This is a genomic window from Azospirillum sp. B506 (assembly GCF_000333595.1).
Classification (GTDB): domain Bacteria; phylum Pseudomonadota; class Alphaproteobacteria; order Azospirillales; family Azospirillaceae; genus Azospirillum.
The window spans coordinates 1-18,017 of sequence record NZ_BADK01000732.1 but is presented as its reverse complement, the minus strand read 5'-3'; the positions used below and the strand labels follow the sequence as shown (position 1 = coordinate 18,017).

Sequence of the window (18,017 nt, the reverse complement as noted above, 5' to 3'; positions counted from 1 at the left end):
GTGTATTGATAAAAAGGGAGGCGCGCGTGGGGGAGTGCGACAACGCCATCCTGGCGCCCGTCCCAGCCACGGTTGGGGTGGGGAGCGTGGCGCAGGCCGCAGCCCCGGCCTTGTGCCGGGGCGACAGCGGCCGGAGCCCCACGGCCGATCAAAAAATCCCCACCGCGTCCGACGCTGATCCGGCGGGCGGGTGCACCGGCACGGAGGATGCCATGGCGGATGATGACCGGATGCCGTGCGGGACGTGGGGCCTTCCCGTGCGGGACGATCCGCCCTCGCGCACCGCCCGGTGGCGGCAGTTCAATGACCAGACCGACGCTCGGGCCGACGATCACTTGCGGCGGTTCCGCTCCCTTCGGCCGCCGGGGCCGGAGGATGTGTGGGCCGAAGCGGCCGTGCCGTGGTGATGTGAGTTCTTCGGCGGCCCGCACCGTCTCCGCTACTGCGGCTCTTGCTTTCGGGCTGCGCGTTGACGGTGTCGGACGATCACCTCGACGTGGTCGGTGGCAAGGGCGAGGTCGTCATCGTCGAGGACGTCTGCCATTGCGATCAGGCGCGTCATGGCTGCGGCACGCACCGACGATGCTGATGCGCCGGACATCGGCCGCGGATCGGAAATGAGCAAACCATCGGGTGTCGTTTCCAAAACCCCGGCGATCCGCACCAAAGTCGTCAAATCCGGCTCGTGCAAGCCGCGCACGTAGTGCCCATACCGCCGCGCGTCGAGGCCGCTTCGGCGCGCCACCTCAGCGTCACTGAGGCCCAGCGCCATCGCGCGGGCTCGCAATCGATCCCCCAGTCCGTCCATAGCTGCGGGTGTGCCTGCGGCATCGCGCAGCGTCCATGAACAACTCCTTCCTATAACTAGGATATCTAGTGTACGGGAAGGAGCGGACGCGCAATCGTGTCTACATTATGGAGGCCGGGATTATGACGATGACAACCGACGGGGCCGCCGAGGGCGAGATCTGCGGACATTGCCGCAGCCCGGTTAACGAAGGGGCGATTGCCTGTCACCATTGCGGGGCGAGACGGGCGCTTGTGCGGACGAACTGGGGGCTGGAACACCTCTTCATGGCAGGCGTCGCGCTGTTCTTCGTCTTCGGGGGCGCGGCAGGGGCTGCGTATTCTCGCTATAGCGCCATGGAGCGGGTCGGATCGGGCGTTGCCGTTCTCGCGGGGCTTGCCGCCCTGTGGTGGCTGTTCCGAACTTGGCGGAAGGTCGCACCAATGTGGATTCGCTGACAGCCTGCTGAGCAGCCCTATCCCAGCAGACAGGCCCCATACAGAAGTGATTGTCGGGGGACGCCCGGACGAAGACGGATGATGTGAAGTTCGGGCGGGTGCCGGAAGTTGAAACTTCCGGCACCCGGCGCTTGACGTCGAATCCCAACCGATTCAGCGTGCCGAAAGTCGGTGCCGAATTGGGAGGGCGCGATGGGCAAACAGTGGCAGGAGGAAAGCGGAATAGACGGCTACTCTCTCTGTCTCCGGTGCGGTCGCCTGGTTGAGTATTGGGCTGTGGACGACCCCGGTTGCGTCTGCGAGTGGCAAGACGAGTACCATGACCACCGCGACCACGAGGACGAGGAGGACGGGGATGGCGGTCCTTGAGATAGTCCAAGGGTGTCGGGTTGAATGGCGGGAGGGCGGCAACGGCCCGACGCAAGGCGTTCCGCGCAGCGGCTCGAATGGGATGCCCCGTGTCTTGATGGCGGTCGAAGTCCGCCGCACCGCGCCGGACACGATGGAGTGGACTCGGCCGAAGTCCGGCAAAGTTGTCGTGAAGCGGATTTCCGGGAAGCACGTCAGCGTCATTGGCCCGGACGGCTTGGACGTCCTTGCCCAGTGGCGCCAAGGATGATGATGGAGACGACCGGAAGGGTGCTGGGCTACGCCCGTGTTTCGACCGACGCACAGGATCTCCGACCGCAGGTCGAGTCGCTGCGCGCTGCCGGGGCCACGCCGATCTTCGAGGATGTGATGACCGGGACGCGGGCCGATCGTCCCGGCCTCCGCGCCCTGCTGGCCGAGATTCGCCGGGGCGACACGATCGCCGTCTATCGGCTCGACCGTCTCGGGCGGTCGGTGGTCGAGATGTCGCAGGTGATTGCCACAATCATCGAGCGCGGCGTCGGAATCCGCGGCCTTTCCGACGGCGCCAGCACCGCCACGAAGGAGGGGCGGTTGTTGCTGTCGGTCCTCATAGGCGTGGCCGACTTCGAACACGGCCTCATCATGGAGAGGACCGCCGCCGGCCGGAAACGTGCGAAGGCCGATGGCGTCCAGTTCGGCCGGAAGCGACTGCTGACCGCTTCAGCCGAGGACGCGATCCTCGCCGCGATCGAGGGTGGACGATCCGTCATGGCCGTCGGCCGGGACTGGCGCGTGTCCGAACGGACTGTATGGCGCGCGGTCGCCGCAGCCCGGACACGCCAGGATCGACGTAGGACAGTGTGATTTCCGAAGGTATCCCACCCTCACCGGGCGGGGCCGACGCACGGAAAAGGCCAAAAGGTCGGCTCCGGTTCCGCCGAGGGACGCCTGGAAAGCGGAATCCGCAGTCAGGGCGCCCCCGCCAGCCGGACGGCCATCCCCCATGTCCACAGGTAAACGGCCCCACGGCCAGCGCTGCCGGGGGCGCGCCGTGGGGCCTGGCCGCAAGCGGCCTTACCCGTGGACATCGGGGATGGCCTCAACCGTAGCGCAGGTTCCGTTCCCCGTGAGCAAACGCGGAACGATTCTCAGCCAAACCCTTCCCGCGCCATCCTGAGAGCGCGGCTGATGGTCCTTTCCGATACGCCCCATTCCTTGGCGAGCCTCCATTTCGGCATCCGCCGCGGGTGGTGGGTGGCCTTGACCATCTGGACGAGGAACTCGCCGAGCAATTGCGGGCGACCGACATGCCGACCGGCTTCGCGCGCGGCCTTCATTCCTTCGGCAATCCGCCTGTTCTTCTCCTCTTGCTTCATCCCACTCCAACCTTTTGGCACCCGGTTTCTGCAACATCGGAGCTGGTTGCGGCGCGGTCAAGGCGCCCGCAGCGGCTCGTACTCAGAGCAGATCCAAGGGAGGAGTTCATAAACGCCGTCTGCCGCGCGGTCCCCGTTCGGGCTGCCCTCCGAGCGCCAGACCGTCTCACCGCCATCGCGAGCGACGGTCCACACATCCCGCACGCCGCCTTCGCTCACCTCCACCCGGCAGCGCCAATGGGTCTCCCAAGTTACTTCCACCGTCGCCCCGCCGACGGCCCAAACCAGCGTCCTCACCATCATCGCGACCTCCGTAAAGATCGTGTGCCTTGCATACCGATGCTGCAGCTTTTCCGGAGAGTCGGATAGCCAGCCATACCCGTATCCGCGCCCTGTCGGGCTCGGATACGGGTAGCTGGCCAGGAGGGGCAAGCCCCTCCGTTGAACTCCCCGGCCGCGCGCGGCGCGGCCCAGCACTGGAGGCGTGCATGGCGGGACGGCGCGGGTCCGATCGGCGGCTTATGGCGGGACAGGTGCTCGTGCGTATGCCCGCCGCCCTGGCCGCGCGCGTCTCCGCCGCGGCCGAGGCCGACGGCGTCACCGCCGCCGCCTGGCTCCGGCGCATCGCGGCCGCCGCCGTCGGGGCCGCGCCGGACGAGGCCGCCCCGGTGCGTGCCTATCGTCCCCCTCGACCACCGCCTCCGGCCGCGGTGGTCGAGGTCGCCCGGCTCCGCGAGGTGGTCGCCGAGTTGACCGGCGCGCTGGTCCAAGCTGCCATCGCATCCCGTGCCGCCGGGCGGGACGCCGATCATGCGGCGATCGAGGCCGCGCTACCCGGAGTCCGGGCAACCGTCCGCGACCTGGATGTAGTCAAACGCGCCATTCTCGGGGACACGCCGTGATCGGCGGCGCCACCCGCGGCGCCGGGGGCCGCGCGCTGGGGCGACACCTCGCCAACTCCCGTCAACAAATGGTGCGGCTCGGCGCGTCCCGTGGGCTGGTGGCCGCCAGCATCGCCGAGCAGGTTGCCGAGTTGGGCGACGTCGTGGCCCACGCACGCACCCGGCAGCCACTCTACCACTGCCATGCCGACCCGCCGCCCGGCGTTGCGTGGACCGAGGCGCAGTGGTCGCGGTACTGGACGCGGTTCGAGGGTGAGTTCGGGCTCGGCAATCAACCGTTTGCCGAGGCGATCCACATAAAAAACGGGCGGGAGCATCGTCACCGGGTCTACAGCCGAATCCGCGCCGACGGCACCGCCATCCGCTTGGACCACGACCATGCCCGCCGCGAAAAAATCCATCGCGTGACCGAGCACGATGAGGGAATGCCATTCGTCGGCGGGAAGCACAACCGCGCTGTCGCGACAGCGCTGGAGCGCGAGGGGCGCCACGACGTCGCCGAGGCGATGCGGGCCGCCGGGATGCTGAATGCCCCGCGTCCCGTCGCGCCGACGACACCGCAGGAGCGGGCGCAGCAGGACCGCACCGCCGTCCCAGTCGCCGACGTCCGGGCCGCGGCGTGGGCCGCGTACCAGTCGGCAGACCCCGAGGCTGCGCTCGCTTGCCAAGGCCTGCGGCTCGCTGCCGGGGACGAGGGCGCGGTGATCGTGGACGCCACCGGCGCCGCCCACTCATGGGCGCGGTGTGTCGGCGCTGGAGCCAAAGCCGCAGGCACCAAAGGTCCGGGCGCCCGCGCAGCCAAGTCCGCCGTCGCCGCGCTGCCTCTGCCGCGCCTGGAGCAGGCCCGCCGGGCGATCCGGGACCGCGCTGGTGCGGCGCCTGACATCGTCCCGCCACCACCGCCACCGCCACAGCAGGAGAGCGCGCATGACCACATCACCGCCCCGGCCGCCGTCGTCGGCCGCGATCGCGCAGACAATCGTGGAGACCAAGACCGACACGACCGAGATCATCCGGCTGCTGACTCAGGCCGGGGACGCCGAGGGAGAGGACCGGATCGACCAGATCCTCCGGGCACTCGCGGCGATCCTGCAGATCGTGACCGCGATCCGGGACGACACCGCCCGCCTCGCTTCAGCCGCCAGGGCGACGCCGCCGCGCTGACCGCCGCGGCATCGCGGCCGGGGGACAGCGTGCTCGCCGCAGCCCTGACGGCCGCCACCACTCACGGGACACCACGGGACGGACGACGGGACGCTCCGCCGTCCCGTGCGGGCCGGCGGCGCGCCGAGGCCGCTGCCCTGGCCGGGGGACCGCCCCGGCCGGGTGACGCAGGACTCGCTGCAGCCATGGCAGCCGCCGAGGTGCGGGAAGCCGCGCTCGCGGTGATCCGGCGCGCCGTCGCCGAAGGCGACGCCCGCGCCCGACGGCGAGCCGCCGCGCTGGCCGCCGAGACCGCGGCGACGGCCCACCTCCGCGACGCCGAAGACGTCCGGCGCCGCGCCGCGCAGGCTCTCGATGCCCATGACGCGCAGCGGCCCCGCGGCCTTTGGGCGGCGATCACGGGACGCTCAAGACGCTGGCGCGAGGAGCGGGACCACCTGGACGCCGTCTTCGACGCCGCCGTCCGGGCGGAGCGGACGGCGGAGCGGGACACTACTGTCTCCCGGCAGGCGGTCGCCGCCGTCGGCCGCGACGGGCGGCGGGACGCCGAGCGACGGGACGTCCTCCGCCGCACGGAAGCCGCCGTCCGTGCTGGCCGGCGCGATGTGGTGGAGGCCGCAAGACGCGGTGACATTGAGACCGCCATCCGCCTTTCCCGGCCGCCGCCGCGCCCTGCGCCGTCCCGGCCGGGGCGGGACGAACGGGAGCCAGCGCCGACGGTGGCCGCTACTGTCCCGGCTCCGCGTCCACCGTGGACAAAATAGGACAGCATCACAGCCATAACCAGCAGGGCGGCGTTCACCGCATGAGAGCAAGACAAATAAGCATGTTGTCAACATTATGATGTATTCCGTATGGAACGGGAAGCAACGCTCCCGTTCTTTCGTCCCGTACGGGAAGGTAAATCCCAAAATATGAAAATAATAGGCTAGATTTTTTCTGTGATCGTCCACGTTTTTGTTTGACATCTCGGATGTGGCGTGCCGACTATGGGCGGCGCACTCACTATCGATTGAGGTAATACAGATGAACAGCGTCAGCATCAGCGTCGATGTGTACAGCAGCGGCGTGCCGCCGCTCCCCGCCGACGCAGCAAGGGCCATCGCGGCGCAAATCGTCGCGAGGATGAATATTGCGGATTTGGCGGACCTGCTCGCGGACCCCAACAGCCGCACCCACATCGAGGACGTCGTCCAGCAGGCCGTCCGCGACGTCCTGGACGGCGCGGACATCGACGACGGACGTCGACATCGGCGACGGTGACCTCGCCGTCACCATCACTTACGGTCGGGAGGGAGGAAAGGCTCAATGAAGCAGTATGTTGAGGCCACCGCCATCTATCCCGCCTGTCTGCCGGGGCTGGCCGATATCGTCCTGATCCGGCGCCGGGCGGGCTGGCGGACGGCTAGCTTGATCATGGGCCAGTACGATATCCGGATCGCGGAGGACGCGGCCGAGATGGCCGCGGTCGAGGCGTGGCTCAGTGCCACGCCCCCCACGATCACGCTGCCCGACGGGCGGCGGTCGGTGGATCTCCGCGGCCCCCTCGGAACTGCGCGGACGGGCGGCCAGGGGTGGGCCGCACTCTACGACCCGCCCGCCGAAGGGTGGCCGTGGCTGGTGGTCACTCGCCTGCCCACGCCCACCGAGGGGCTTGCCCGACGGCACTACGGGACCGACGGCTTTGCCGCCGCGGAAGCCGCGCACGACTATATGCGGCGGATGGGGGAGATCGCTCCGGCAGCGCCTTGGATATACCCCGAGATCAAGTAGGGCGCCGGGGCCGTCGCCCCCCGCGTCCACGGTGGACACGGTAGGCCAGCATCATTGGGCCGGCGGAGGCTGCGGCCCATTGTCATCCATACCGCCGCCGGGCGGCTCGCCCGGCGGCGGCCCGACTGCTGCCGTCGCATATTCTCCGGCCGCGATGGCCGAAAGGAATTGAACGAGCCTTTCCGGCGGCACCAGCGCGAGATCCTGCCGCGCCGCCGGGTCAAGTCCGGCTACCGCCTCGCGCAGGGCTGGGGCAAGATCATCAGACGGCCGGGGCCGCCCGGCCAGCAGGCGGTGCAGGTACACCGCCTGCGTCCGCGACGACGCCCGGTAGCGGCCAGCCGCCAACGGACGGTGGCGCGCTTGGTACGCAGCCAGCGTCTCGCCAGGGTGGGCGTCCTCGAACCCGGCGTGCCCGTGGACCGAGGCAGGCGGGGGCGCCGGGCGGCGGGACGGTGGAGGTGATGGCGGACGCTGCGCCGGCCGGCACAGCAGGGACGCCACCATCTCCATGGCCGCCGTCATCACCGTCGCCATCAGCGCAATGGCGACCATCCCCTCCGCACTCGCCAGCAAGTCCCGCACCACGGATAACGGCGTCAGCGTGCCGCCCTGGCCGCGGCGGCGGCGGCGCCGCTCCCGAGCCTGCGTAGCGCGGCGGACGGCGATTTCCCAGCACGATGGAGGGCGGGGACGGTGGCGGTGGTGAAGCGGCGGCGGTGGCATGGCAAGCTCCCTCGGGCCACACCATGATGCGGGACGGCTGTGCAAGGGACACGACAGGACGTCGAGCTTCCCGTGCGGCGCGGGATGGCAGAAACAATTGTTGGCAACACTTGACCGATCCACACGGCTAGTCCACAAGGTGGATTAGGGGCCAGAAGCGCGGCGCCAAATCACTGAGATTGCTGGGGTCCGTCAACGGATTTTAGAATCCTAGTCCCCCAACCACATCCCCGGATTTTCTCAAGTATTTGCTGATGACTCTGGCGATGTGGGCAACATGGCCCAAATCGCTGCCACACTTTCGAGTGGAGCGGTCATGCAGTATGCTTGTCGGCGGGCCGGTACTTACCATTTTCGCTGCCGAATTCCTCTTCGCCACCAGCCTGTGTTGGGCGGCAAGGCGGAGATTTACAGGTCGCTCGAAACATCGAGCCCGCGCGATGCCGCGATCAGGTCCATTCTACTTTACGTTGAAAACGAACGCCTCTTCGCTGCCCTTGACCGGGAGCCTGGACTGCCGGTCGATACCGCCAAGCAGCTGATGCGGGACTTGGTCGGCCCCGCTGCCTGGGCTTAAATGAACCCGATTCTCCGGCGGTCGTTGGACCCGCCCCCGCCGCCGGGCATCTCTCCGGTACCGTGTGAGCCTGATAGGGCGGCGATGGAAGTAGCCGCCGCCGTCCGTGTCGGCGTTCTCGATCCTTCCAAGCCATCGGCGGAGGTCGCGCGGCAATCGGTGGCCGTCGCGGTCGAGAACCCGTCGGCGCCCGCCAATCCTCCTCCGGCCGCGTCGCCCGCTGCGCCGCCTGCCGACGGAAAGCCGCCCTCGAGCGCCACCTTGGCCGCTCCGCTCTTCGGCGCGCTGGCCGAGCCCCATGTCGAGCACATGCTGGACACCGGTGCCTGGAGCGACCAGCAGACCGCGCGGCAAACCCGCGCCACCTTCCGTCTGTGGGTCGAGTTCCACGATGATCGGCCGGTTGACGCCTACAGCCGACGCGATGCCTCGGCCTTCATGGATGCCCTTCGGAAGCTGCCCCGGATGCACGGCCGGTCGCCCCTGTTCAAGGGCACGATGCGCCAGAACATCGAGACGGCCGCGCGGCTGGCGGCGAAGGGCAAGGGACAGCCCCTGCTGACGATGAAGACGATCAAGCGCCACATGAGCGCGCTGTGCGGCTACTGGGACTGGCTCCGGCAGCACGGGCATCATGAGTTCGCCTCCAATCCCTTCGCTGGTTTCGATTCTCCCAGCAGCAAACCCGCGTCCGAGCAGCGCTCGATGTGGGAGGACGCCGACCTGAAGCGGCTGTTCACCTCCAGGATCTGGGGCGGCCCGGACGTGGACAGGCGGAGCGCCGCCTACTGGTTGCCATTGATCGGCCTGCTGACCGGCATGCGGCTCGAGGAGATCGCGCAGCTACACACCGCCGACGTCCGGCAGCGGGACGGCATCGGCTCCTTCCTGGTCCATGTTGAGGACGGACGGCGGATCAAGAATACCAATTCGGTACGCGAGGTGCCGATCCCAGGTGGGCTCGTGGCCCTGGGCTTCATGGATCTCGTCGCCCATCGGCGGAGGGTAAACAGCAAGCGACTCTGGCCTGATCTGAACGGGCAGGGGCCGGACCAGCGGCTCGGCGCCTATTACACGCGGCGCTTCACCGAATACCGCCGCGAAATCGGGATCTACAAGCCTGGCGTCGACTTTCACAGCCTGCGCGGCACCTTCGAGACGCTGGTGCTCAACGCGGGTGCCAGTCCGGTTTTCGTAAAGGCCGTGATGGGCCACGGGACGGCCGAGATCCTCGGCGAGGGCAGCCGGTACCTGAAGCACGTCACGCTGAAGAACAAGCTGGAGACGATGAACATGCTCAGGCTGGGTGTCGACCTCGGGCACCTGCTGCCATCGACGAGATGAGCGGAGCGGCGACGGCTGGGAAACGATGTCCGCACCGTACCGGTGCCGCGGATTACCGGCAAAATACCGTACGATGCCGGGCCTTTATCGGCACCGTACTGTGCTCCCGCGACGGCAGGAGCTTCTGGATGATCTGTTTCACGGCAGGCAGAACCTGTTGCACGGCTTCGGAAAAGTGTTGCACGGCCCCGGAAAGTTGTTTCTCTCGTCCGTTAACCCGTTGTTCTGGCATCAGGATCTCATACAGCGGCTATCCAGGGCCCGGGGGAGTTCCCCAGGCGGCTCCGTGGACGGTCGATCTCGGGCACGTGCCTGCCGGGCTCTTTGAGCGGCTGAATCCGTTGACCTGGGCGTCCACATTCTATGGCGAAATTCGTGGACAGCGTGGCCGCGGCCACCCCGGCTCGGTTGGTTGCCTGGGCGAGGGCATGGTTCACTTCGACTCCGGAGATCCCCAGGGTCGAGCGTAACGCAGCGATTCCGCCCGAGGATCACCGGAACCGGCCCAGTGAATCACTTTTCCCGGCCGCTGTAGCCGATTTCCTGGACGCCGGGTGCCGATCCGGAAACTCGGAAAAAGTGATTCATGGACGGGTGTAGCGTGATTCTGGATCTAGGAGTAACAGGGGGACGACGTTACCCCGGCCGGGTCATCGGTGAGTTCATGACGTCCTGAAGCGGCCGCGCCGACGGCCCTCGCGCCATGGATTCTGGGAAATCGGGTGGCGTAGCGGCTTCTTGACCTGCGTCAGCGTTGCCGTCGCCGACCTGCGCTATCTATCCGGCGACCGTTGCGCTCCCAGGAGCGCCGGTAAGCTGCCGAACAGTGATTTGGGGTTGGGTTCGTTGATGGCTAAGGTGGGTGACAGGCTCGGCAGCCGGAAGGGTTCTCCGCTCTTCATGTTCCTCCGCCCCGTTGTCGGTTCACTCATGGCCGCAGTCTGTCTGACTGCTTCTCTAGCTGCGGGAGCGACACCTGCGCCCGAAGCGCCGATCCGGGTCGGCGTGTTGGCCTATCGTGGCGGCGACCACGCCAACGCCGTCTGGGAGCCTACCATCCGCTTTCTGGCCGGGCGGTTTCCCGGTCGCGGCGCAGAGATGGTGCCGCTGGATCTGCCCGGAATGGATGCCGCCGTGCAGAACCGCACCGTCGATTTCGTCCTGACCAACACCGGCAACTATGTTGAGCTCGAGGCGCGCTACGGCATCACCCGCGTCGCCACCCTGCATTCCTCCCGTGCCGGGGCGTCGGGCGCGTCGGTCGGCTCGACGCTGATTGTCCGCTCCGACCGAACCGACATCCGGGACCTCGGCGATCTCAAGGGGCGGACGGTCCTGGCCAGCGATCCCGACGCCTTCGGCGGCTTCCAGGTCGCCTGGGGGGAGATGATCAAGGCCGGGATAGATCCCTACCGCGACCTGAAGGATCTCCGCTTCTCCGGTTTCCCCCTGGACCGCATCGCGTTCGCGGTGCGCGATGGTGAAAGCGATGTCGGCGTGCTGCGGGCCTGCCTGTTGGAGGAACTGGCGGCCGAGGGGCGGATCGATCCCGGGCAATTCAGGGTTTTGGCGCCCAGGACTCCCCCCGGCTTTGACTGCGCCGTGTCCACGGACCTCTATCCAGACTGGCCCCTGGCCCGGCTGGCCTCGACGCCGGAGGCGCTGGCGAAGGCGGTGGTCGTCGCCCTGTTCCAGATGTCCGAGAACGACCCGGCGGCGGAAGCTGGGGGGTATGTCGGCTGGACGGTGCCGCTCGATTACCAGCCCGTCCACATTCTGTTTCGCGCGCTACGCATCGGACCGTACCGGTACCTACGCGAGATTTCCCTGCTCGATATCGCCCGCGAGCACTGGGAGTGGCTCGCCCTCGGCGCCCTGGCGCTGCTGTGGTGGGCGATCCACTCGCTTCGTGTGGAGCACCTGATTAAGGTGCGTACGGCGGAACTGCATGCCGCCAACCGCAGTCTGCTGCATGAGATGGCGGAGCGTCGCAGGGCGGAGCAGACCGCCCGTGACCGGCAGAAGGACATGGACCACGTCGCCCGTCTGTCCATCCTGGGCGAGATGGCCAGCAACCTTGCACATGAGCTCAACCAGCCGCTTGGGGCCATCGCCAACTACGCTCGCGGCTGTACCCGGCGCCTGGAGGCGGGGACCGGCGATCCGATGCAACTGGCGGAGGTCACGCGGGCCATCGCGGACCAGGCGGACCGGGCCGGGCGGATCATCGCGCGCATCCGGGACTTCGTACGGAAGCGCGCGCCCCAGCTGGAGCCGATGGATGTCAACGACGGTGTCCATGCCGCCGTCGCCTTGTGCCAGGGGCAGGCAAGCAATGGCAATGCCGCCATCTCTCTGAGCCTTGCCGACGATCTGCCGCCGGTGCTGGTCGACCGCATCCAGATCGAGCAGGTCATCCTGAACTTGGTCAAGAACGCCCTGGACGCTATGGCGGAAACCCAACCCGGCGGCGCCGGTGAGGCCGTGCGCGTCGTGAGCATCCGCACAGCCCGGGACCGGGAAGGCCGGGTCGAGGTCGGGGTGGCTGACCGCGGCCACGGGCTGACGGCTGAAGCGAAGGTACGCCTGTTCGAGCCCTTCTTCACCACCAAGTCCGGCGGCATGGGATTGGGGCTGTCGATCTGCCGGACCATCGTGGAGGCACATGGTGGTCATCTGTGGGCGACCGACAATCCGGGCGGCGGCACCGTGATGCGGTTTGTGCTGCCCGCCGCAGGTCCGGCAACGAGTCCGATGTGTCCTACGGCAAGCCCTTCGGCGGCCGATGAGCTGCCGGTCGTGACAGAGGAGCGAAACCATGACCGCTGATCTGAGGTCCGCGGACGCATCCCGGACCGTTTACGTCGTCGATGACGATCCTGCGATGCGGCACTCGCTGGCGTGGCTGATCGGCGCACTCGGGGTGTCCGTCGAATCCTTCGGGTCTGGCGAAGAGTTCCTGCGCGCGGTCCGCCCCGACCGGCCCGGCTGTCTCGTCACCGACGTGCGCATGCCGGGGATGAGTGGCCTGGAGTTGCAGGACATGCTCGCGCGGGCCGGATCGCTGCTGGCTGTCGTGGTCATCACCGGTCACGGCGACGTGCCGATGGCCGCCCGCGCGTTCCGTGGCGGCGCCGTCGACTTCATCGAGAAGCCTTTCAACGATCAGCTGCTGCTCGACCGCGTTCACGAGGCGCTGGAGACGTCGATGCGGGCTTGGGCGGTGCACGCTCGCAAAGCCGAGGTCCGGTCGCTTCTGGCGCGCTTGACGCCACGGGAGCGGCAGGTTGCCGACCTCGTGGTGGCGGGCAAGCTCAACAAGGTGATCGCCGCCGAGATCAACCTCAGTACCAAGACGGTCGAACTCCACCGTCACAACGTCATGGAAAAACTGGAGGTCGGCTCCGTCGCCGACCTCACGCGGCTGCTCATCGAAGCGGAGTGACGCCTCGTCCTTCAGGGCGAACCCCTGCGGCCGCGACACGTCGTCACTGGGGAAGATCCTAGAAAGTCTAGGAAACCTCCCAGTGGGTGGGGCAGGAGCCCGCCGGGTACCTTCATGCCATGGCATCCGCCAATCCGCGGGCGCCAGGGATCAGGTGTGAAGGGGCCAGTCATGGATCAGTCACGGCGCAACTTCTGCCTTGGCTTCGGCGCCGCCACGGTGGGGGCGGCCACGCTGTCGCCCGCTCCGGCGGAGGCGATCGCCGCACGCGAGGGCGGCGATCCGGCTCACCGCTGGGGCATGGTGGTCGATGTGCGCAAATGCGTCGGCTGCCAAGCCTGCACGGTGGCCTGCATCATGGAAAACGACGTCCCGGAGAACAGCTTCCGCACCATCGTGTCAACCTACGAGGTGACGGAGCAGGGCAGGAGCGGCACCTACATGCTGCCCCGCCTTTGTAACCACTGCGAGGACCCGCCCTGCATTCCCGTCTGCCCGACCGGCGCCACCTTCCAACGCGAAGACGGCATCGTCGTGGTCGACAACACGGTCTGCGTCGGCTGCGCCTACTGCGTCCAAGCCTGCCCCTATGACGCGCGCTTCATCAACCATGAAACCCAGACCGCGGACAAATGCACCTTCTGCGTCCACCGGGTCGAGGCCGGGCTGCTGCCCGCCTGCGTCGAGACCTGCGTCGGCGGTGCTCGCATCTTCGGTGACCTGAAGGACCCGGACAGCACCGTGTCGAAGCTGGTCCGCGAGCGAGACCCCAGAGTACTGAAGCCCGAGCAGGGCACCCAGCCGCGCGTCTTCTACATCGGCCTCGATCCGAAATTCCAGGGCAAGGTCGACGGCACGCCGACTCTGTGGCGCCCAAGCGCCCAGCCGCATGCCGACGTCCACGCGGGAAAGGAGCACGCATGATGGACACCAGCATCGTCGAAGTCATCAACGTGACCCGCGAGGTCGCGTGGCTCCCCTGGGCCGTGCAGTATTTCTTCCTGATCGGCCTGTCGGTCGGCGGCGTGCTGCTGAGTCTGCCAGGCTACGCCTTTGCCCGCGAGGACTGGCGCAAGCTCGGCCGCGTCGCCCTGCTGGTGGCGCTGACCTGCGGGCTGGCGGCACCGGTGGCGCTGCTGTCCGACCTGCACCAGCCGGGCCGCTTCTGGCACTTCTACGTCGTGCTCCGCCCGACCTCCTGGATGTGGTGGGGATCCATCATCATCCCGTTCTACGTCACCGGCTTGCTGGTCTACGGCTGGACCTGCTTCCGCGAGGAGTTGCAGGAACAGGGCAGGGTCGACAGCCGCCTCGCTGCGCTCTATCGACTCGCCGCCCTAGGCGGGGGCCGCGATGATCGGCTGATTCGGTATGCGGGACTCGTCGTCCTCACCGGAGCCGCGCTGGTCGCGCTCTACACCGGCACCGAGGTTGCCGTCGTCCGGGCGCGCCCGCTGTGGCACACGCCGTTCCTGCCGCTCCAGTTTCTCGCCACCGCGCTCGCCGGGGCCACAGGCCTGGTGCTGCTGCTGAACCGCCTTGCGGCAGATGGCGACCGCGATGTCGAGAGAGTGGCGAACCGGCTGCTGGCCGGAGCCTTGGGTGCGGTGATGCTGTTCGGCACTCTATGGCTGGCGCTCGGCCTGTTCGCTCTGGAGCGGACGCATGCCGACGCGCTGGCGAGCGTGGCTGGTTCCGAGGCGTGGCGGGTCACCGCCGTCTGGGCGGTTGCGGCCACCGCGGTGCCCTTCGTCATCGCCGTCGCCAAGCCTGTGGGCACCGGCCTGCTGACCGGCCTGATTGCCGTGCATGGAGCATGGATGTTCCGCTGGACCGTCTTCATCGGCGGCCAGACCGTGCCGAAGACCGGCGCCGGGTTCTACGAATATGCGCTTCCGGCCGGTCCGGACGGGCTCCTCGGTATCGTCGGCACCGCCGGGCTGTGGCTGTTCCTGCTGCTCGCCATCACCGCATTCCTGCCGACTCCGCGCCGTGCCGAGCCCGGCCCCTTCCATCCCATTGCCGCAGAATAACTCGCTGCCGAACAAGCAGCCTGCCGGATTACCGGAGACATCGCCATGTCCATCCACCGCCGCCTTCTCCTGAAGACCACCGCCGCGGGCGGCGCGCTCGCCGCCTTCGCCGCAGGCTTCTCCGAAACCGGCCGCAAGCTCGTGAAAGGCGCCTGGGCCGGGGAGAAGCCGGAGAACGCCGTCTCCGGCAACGCGCCCAAGCCCGAGTTCCGCATCGACCCTGCCAACGGCGACATCGTGCTGACCCCCGGTCAGATCGTCGCCTACACCGGCTGCATCGGCTGCACGACCTTGTGCGGTGTGCGGGTGCGGGTGGACACCGAGAAGAACAAGGTGCTGCGGGTGGCGGGAAACCCCTACACGCCGATGTCGACCGACCCTTTCCTGCCCTACGGCACCCCGGTCAGGGAGAGCTTCAAGGCGTTGTCTCGGTTCCAGGAAAAGGGATTGAGCGGCCGTTCGACCGCCTGCGGACGAGGCAACGCGGTGCTGGAAAACGTCACCTCGCCCTTCCGCGTCACCACACCCTTGAAGCGCGTCGGCCCGCGCGGCTCCGGTCGGTGGGAGCCGATCGCATTCGACCAACTGGTCAGCGAGGTTTGCGGCGGCGGTGATCTGTTCGGCGAGGGACCGGTCGACGGCCTCGCAGCCCTGCGCGACCTCAAGACGCCAATCGACCCGGCAGCGCCGGAGTTGGGTCCCAAAGTCAATCAGGTGGCCATGATCACCGGTGTGCCGGACGGCCGGGAATCCCTGGTGCAGCGTTTCCTCCAGCAGGCTTACGGCAGCATCAACTATGTCGGGCACGGCTCCTACTGCGGCGGCGCCTACCGGGCCGGATCGGGCGCGGTGTTCGGCGACACCAAGCAGCAGCCGCACGCCAAGCCGGACATCGCCAATGCCGAGTTCGTGGTCTTCATCGGCACGGCGCCGTCGAATGCAGGCAATCCGTTCAAGCGGCAGGCGACGCTGATTTCCAAGGCGCGCACCGACGGCGCCCTGCGCTACGTCGTCGTCGACCCGGTGCTGACCAACGCCCGTGCCGCCGCGGCGGGAGAGCGCGCCGACTGGATCCCGATCCGGCCGGGCACCGACGGCGCCTTCGCCATGGGCATCGTCCGCTGGATGTTCGAGAACGGCCGCATCGATGAAAGATACCTGTCCCAGCCCAATGGCAAGGCGGCGGAGGCGGCGGGCGAGGCTGGCTGGTGCAACGCCACCCACCTTGTCGTCGTGCAGAAAGGCCATCCGCGCGAGGGGCGCCTGCTGCGGGCCTCCGACATGGGCTGGGTGATGCTGGACGGAAAGGACCGGTATGGCGACAAGGACTCCTTCGTCGTCCTCGATCCCGCCACCGCCGCCCCGGTCGCCCACGACATTCCGATGGTGGCGGCCACGCTGTTCCATGATGGGACGGTGACGGCCGGGACCGAAGGCATCGCCGTGAAGACCGGCCTCACGTTGCTGCGCGAGGAGGCCATGCGGCTCGACCTGCGGGCCTACAGCGATGCCTGCGGCGTGCCTGCCGATGTGATCGCCGGTCTGGCGCGCGAGTTGACCAGCCACGGCAAGAAGGCGGCCGTCAATTCCCATGGCGGTATGATGTCGGGCAGCGGCTTCTACAACGCCTTCGCCGTCGTCACTGTCAACACGCTGCTCGGCAACCTGAACTGGAAGGGCGGCACCATCGTCGGCGGAGGACGCTTCCCGGAGGGCGGGGACGGGCCGCGCTATAGGCTCGCCAGCTTCCCCGGCGGGGTGAAGCCGTACGGCATCCCGCTCGGCCGCAACGTGCCGTACGAAAAGACGTCGGAGTTCCAGGCGAAGAAGGGGGCGGGCAAGCCCTATCCAGCGAAGGCGCCTTGGTATCCGACCGCTCCCGGCCTGACGACCGAGTGGATGTCCAGCGGCATCGTGGACGGCTACCCGTACCCGGTGAAGGCCCTGCTGCTGTGGAACGCGAACCCGGTTTACGGGATTCCCGGCGCGCACCGCTTTGCGCAGAAGCTGGCCGATCCGAAGACGGTGCCACTGGTCGTCGCCATCGACCCTTTCATCAACGAGACCTCGGCGCTCGCCGACTACATCGTACCCGACACCGTGCTCTACGAGACCTGGGGCTGGACCTCGGCCTGGGGCGGGGTGCCGACCAAGATGACCACGGCGCGCTGGCCGGTGCTGGTGCCGCGCACCGACAAGCTGCCGGACGGTCAGCCGATCCAGCTTGAGCCGTTCCTGATCGCTCTCGCCAAGCGTCTTGATCTGCCGGGCTTCGGCCCAGGCGCCATCGAGGACATGGAGGGCAACCGGCACCCGCTGGAGACGGCGGAGGACTGGCACCTGCGCGCGGGCGCCAACGTCGCGTGGCTCGGCAAGCAGCCGGTGCCGGACGCCAGCGACGAGGACATCGCCTTTTCCGGCGTCGGGCGGGTGCTGCCAGCGCTGAAGGCGACGCTCAAGGAGGAAGAGTGGCGCAAGGTGGCCTTCGTCCTGGCCCGCGGCGGCCGTTACCAGAACCAGACCGAGGGATTCGAGGGGGAGAAGGCCACCCACCGCTTCGTCAAGCCGCTTCAGGTCTACAACGAGGCGGTCGGTACGTCGAAGAGCAGCATCACGGGCAGGCGCTGGCCGGGAACGGCCGCCTGGATGCCGCCGGTCTTCGCCGACGGCACGCCGGTGAGCCATGTCCACAGACCGGAGGACTGGCCGTTCCAGCTGGTCAGTTCGAAGTCGGTGCTGGTCAGCGCCTATACGATCGGGGCGACGCGGCTGCGCCACCTGCACCCGGAGAACCCGGTCGGCGTGAATGTCGAGGACGCCCGGCGGCTGGGCATCGAGACTGGCGACCGCATCCGCATCGCCACGCCGGGCGGGAGCGAACCGGCGACCGCCATCGTCCGGCACGGCGTCATGCCGGGGGTCCTCGCCGTGGAGCATGGCTTCGGGCACAAGGAATTCGGTGCCCGCGCCCATGTGATCGGCGACCGCCGCCAGCCGGACGTGCCCGAGATCTCCGCGGGCGTCAACCTGAACGACCTCGGTCTTGCGGACCCGACGCGGTCGGGGGCTTCGGTAATGGTC

17 protein-coding genes are annotated in these 18,017 nt (G+C 68.1%); 14 read left to right on the top strand and 3 right to left on the bottom strand.

The window, feature by feature from the left end; all coding sequences use genetic code 11:
- A partial coding sequence (locus tag I71_RS39205) for a hypothetical protein (protein ID WP_211098421.1) occupies positions 1 to 407 on the top strand: 407 nt, incomplete at its 5' end.
- A gap of 32 nt (positions 408 to 439) precedes the next feature.
- Here I71_RS39205 and I71_RS22450 read toward each other — a convergent pair.
- Positions 440 to 808, bottom strand: a complete 369-nt coding sequence (locus tag I71_RS22450; RefSeq protein WP_042698499.1) for a helix-turn-helix transcriptional regulator — start codon at positions 806 to 808, stop codon at positions 440 to 442.
- A gap of 122 nt (positions 809 to 930) precedes the next feature.
- On the opposite strand from I71_RS22450, the gene I71_RS22445 reads away from it, so the two are divergent.
- Both I71_RS22445 and I71_RS22435 read left to right on the top strand, forming a co-directional pair.
- Positions 931 to 1,245 (top strand): hypothetical protein, encoded by a 315-nt coding sequence (locus tag I71_RS22445; protein ID WP_148294328.1) that lies wholly within the window; start codon positions 931 to 933, stop codon positions 1,243 to 1,245.
- A 639-nt stretch (positions 1,246 to 1,884) separates the two neighbouring features.
- Positions 1,885 to 2,460, top strand: a complete 576-nt coding sequence (locus I71_RS22435) for a recombinase family protein (RefSeq protein ID WP_159107421.1) — start codon at positions 1,885 to 1,887, stop codon at positions 2,458 to 2,460.
- Between the two features lie 284 nt (positions 2,461 to 2,744).
- On the opposite strand, the gene I71_RS22430 is transcribed toward I71_RS22435, so the two are convergent.
- The gene (locus tag I71_RS22430) at positions 2,745 to 2,933 is read right to left on the bottom strand and encodes a hypothetical protein (protein WP_148294327.1); all 189 of its coding nucleotides are present in this window, start codon (positions 2,931 to 2,933) and stop codon (positions 2,745 to 2,747) included.
- A gap of 584 nt (positions 2,934 to 3,517) precedes the next feature.
- Here I71_RS22430 and I71_RS22420 point away from each other — a divergent pair.
- The 4 genes from I71_RS22420 to I71_RS22400 all read left to right on the top strand — a co-directional run bounded on the left by I71_RS22420 (position 3,518) and on the right by I71_RS22400 (position 6,811).
- Complete coding sequence (locus tag I71_RS22420; RefSeq protein ID WP_148294326.1) at positions 3,518 to 3,874, top strand: hypothetical protein; 357 nt, start codon at positions 3,518 to 3,520, stop codon at positions 3,872 to 3,874.
- Positions 3,871 to 5,802: a relaxase/mobilization nuclease domain-containing protein gene (locus I71_RS37650; RefSeq protein WP_148294325.1), complete on the top strand. Its 1,932-nt coding sequence runs from the start codon at positions 3,871 to 3,873 to the stop codon at positions 5,800 to 5,802. The genes I71_RS22420 and I71_RS37650 overlap by 4 nt, the downstream gene beginning before the upstream one ends.
- Positions 5,803 to 6,064: 262 nt before the next feature.
- Positions 6,065 to 6,301 carry a hypothetical protein gene (locus I71_RS22405; RefSeq protein ID WP_042698471.1) on the top strand — a complete coding sequence of 79 codons (237 nt, stop codon included), beginning with the start codon at positions 6,065 to 6,067 and terminating at the stop codon, positions 6,299 to 6,301.
- Positions 6,302 to 6,346: 45 nt separating this feature from the next.
- Complete coding sequence (locus tag I71_RS22400; RefSeq protein WP_042698468.1) at positions 6,347 to 6,811, top strand: hypothetical protein; 465 nt, start codon at positions 6,347 to 6,349, stop codon at positions 6,809 to 6,811.
- 51 nt (positions 6,812 to 6,862) lie between these two features.
- Here the strand turns inward: I71_RS22400 and I71_RS35140 are convergent, their stop codons facing one another.
- Positions 6,863 to 7,537: a hypothetical protein gene (locus I71_RS35140; RefSeq protein WP_148294324.1), complete on the bottom strand. Its 675-nt coding sequence runs from the start codon at positions 7,535 to 7,537 to the stop codon at positions 6,863 to 6,865.
- A 277-nt stretch (positions 7,538 to 7,814) separates the two neighbouring features.
- Between I71_RS35140 and I71_RS41090 the strand changes: the two genes are divergently transcribed.
- The 7 genes from I71_RS41090 to I71_RS22360 form a co-directional block, all read left to right on the top strand.
- Positions 7,815 to 8,114 (top strand): DUF6538 domain-containing protein, encoded by a 300-nt coding sequence (locus I71_RS41090; protein WP_375731215.1) that lies wholly within the window; start codon positions 7,815 to 7,817, stop codon positions 8,112 to 8,114.
- An 84-nt stretch (positions 8,115 to 8,198) separates the two neighbouring features.
- The gene (locus I71_RS22385; RefSeq protein ID WP_049976257.1) at positions 8,199 to 9,458 is read left to right on the top strand and encodes a site-specific integrase; all 1,260 of its coding nucleotides are present in this window, start codon (positions 8,199 to 8,201) and stop codon (positions 9,456 to 9,458) included.
- A 738-nt stretch (positions 9,459 to 10,196) separates the two neighbouring features.
- Positions 10,197 to 12,287, top strand: a complete 2,091-nt coding sequence (locus tag I71_RS22380; protein WP_244433991.1) for a PhnD/SsuA/transferrin family substrate-binding protein — start codon at positions 10,197 to 10,199, stop codon at positions 12,285 to 12,287.
- On the top strand, positions 12,277 to 12,903 hold the full coding sequence (locus tag I71_RS22375; RefSeq protein ID WP_042698459.1) for a response regulator transcription factor: 627 nt from the start codon (positions 12,277 to 12,279) through the stop codon (positions 12,901 to 12,903). Before I71_RS22380 ends, I71_RS22375 begins: the two co-directional genes overlap by 11 nt.
- Positions 12,904 to 13,074: 171 nt before the next feature.
- On the top strand, positions 13,075 to 13,827 hold the full coding sequence (gene dsrO, locus I71_RS22370) for a sulfate reduction electron transfer complex DsrMKJOP subunit DsrO (protein WP_042698456.1): 753 nt from the start codon (positions 13,075 to 13,077) through the stop codon (positions 13,825 to 13,827).
- Positions 13,824 to 14,936, top strand: coding sequence for an NrfD/PsrC family molybdoenzyme membrane anchor subunit (nrfD, locus tag I71_RS22365; protein WP_199902234.1), 1,113 nt, complete (start codon positions 13,824 to 13,826; stop codon positions 14,934 to 14,936). Before dsrO ends, nrfD begins: the two co-directional genes overlap by 4 nt.
- A gap of 45 nt (positions 14,937 to 14,981) precedes the next feature.
- Positions 14,982 to 18,017 (top strand): molybdopterin dinucleotide binding domain-containing protein (locus I71_RS22360; protein ID WP_042698450.1); only part of this gene is annotated, 3,036 nt, incomplete at its 3' end.

Excerpts from the sequence above, each read along its gene's own strand:
- I71_RS22450 (WP_042698499.1), bottom strand. The coding sequence starts at position 808 with ATGGACGGACTGGGGGATCGATTGCGAGCCCGCGCGATGGCGCTGGGC.
- I71_RS22445 (WP_148294328.1), top strand. The coding sequence starts at position 931 with ATGACGATGACAACCGACGGGGCCGCCGAGGGCGAGATCTGCGGACAT.
- I71_RS22430 (WP_148294327.1), bottom strand. The coding sequence starts at position 2,933 with ATGAAGGCCGCGCGCGAAGCCGGTCGGCATGTCGGTCGCCCGCAATTG.
- I71_RS22420 (WP_148294326.1), top strand. The coding sequence starts at position 3,518 with ATGCCCGCCGCCCTGGCCGCGCGCGTCTCCGCCGCGGCCGAGGCCGAC.
- I71_RS22405 (WP_042698471.1), top strand. The coding sequence starts at position 6,065 with ATGAACAGCGTCAGCATCAGCGTCGATGTGTACAGCAGCGGCGTGCCG.
- I71_RS22400 (WP_042698468.1), top strand. The coding sequence starts at position 6,347 with ATGAAGCAGTATGTTGAGGCCACCGCCATCTATCCCGCCTGTCTGCCG.
- I71_RS35140 (WP_148294324.1), bottom strand. The coding sequence starts at position 7,537 with ATGCCACCGCCGCCGCTTCACCACCGCCACCGTCCCCGCCCTCCATCG.
- I71_RS41090 (WP_375731215.1), top strand. The coding sequence starts at position 7,815 with ATGGCCCAAATCGCTGCCACACTTTCGAGTGGAGCGGTCATGCAGTAT.
- I71_RS22385 (WP_049976257.1), top strand. The coding sequence starts at position 8,199 with ATGGAAGTAGCCGCCGCCGTCCGTGTCGGCGTTCTCGATCCTTCCAAG.
- I71_RS22375 (WP_042698459.1), top strand. The coding sequence starts at position 12,277 with ATGACCGCTGATCTGAGGTCCGCGGACGCATCCCGGACCGTTTACGTC.
- dsrO (WP_042698456.1), top strand. The coding sequence starts at position 13,075 with ATGGATCAGTCACGGCGCAACTTCTGCCTTGGCTTCGGCGCCGCCACG.
- nrfD (WP_199902234.1), top strand. The coding sequence starts at position 13,824 with ATGATGGACACCAGCATCGTCGAAGTCATCAACGTGACCCGCGAGGTC.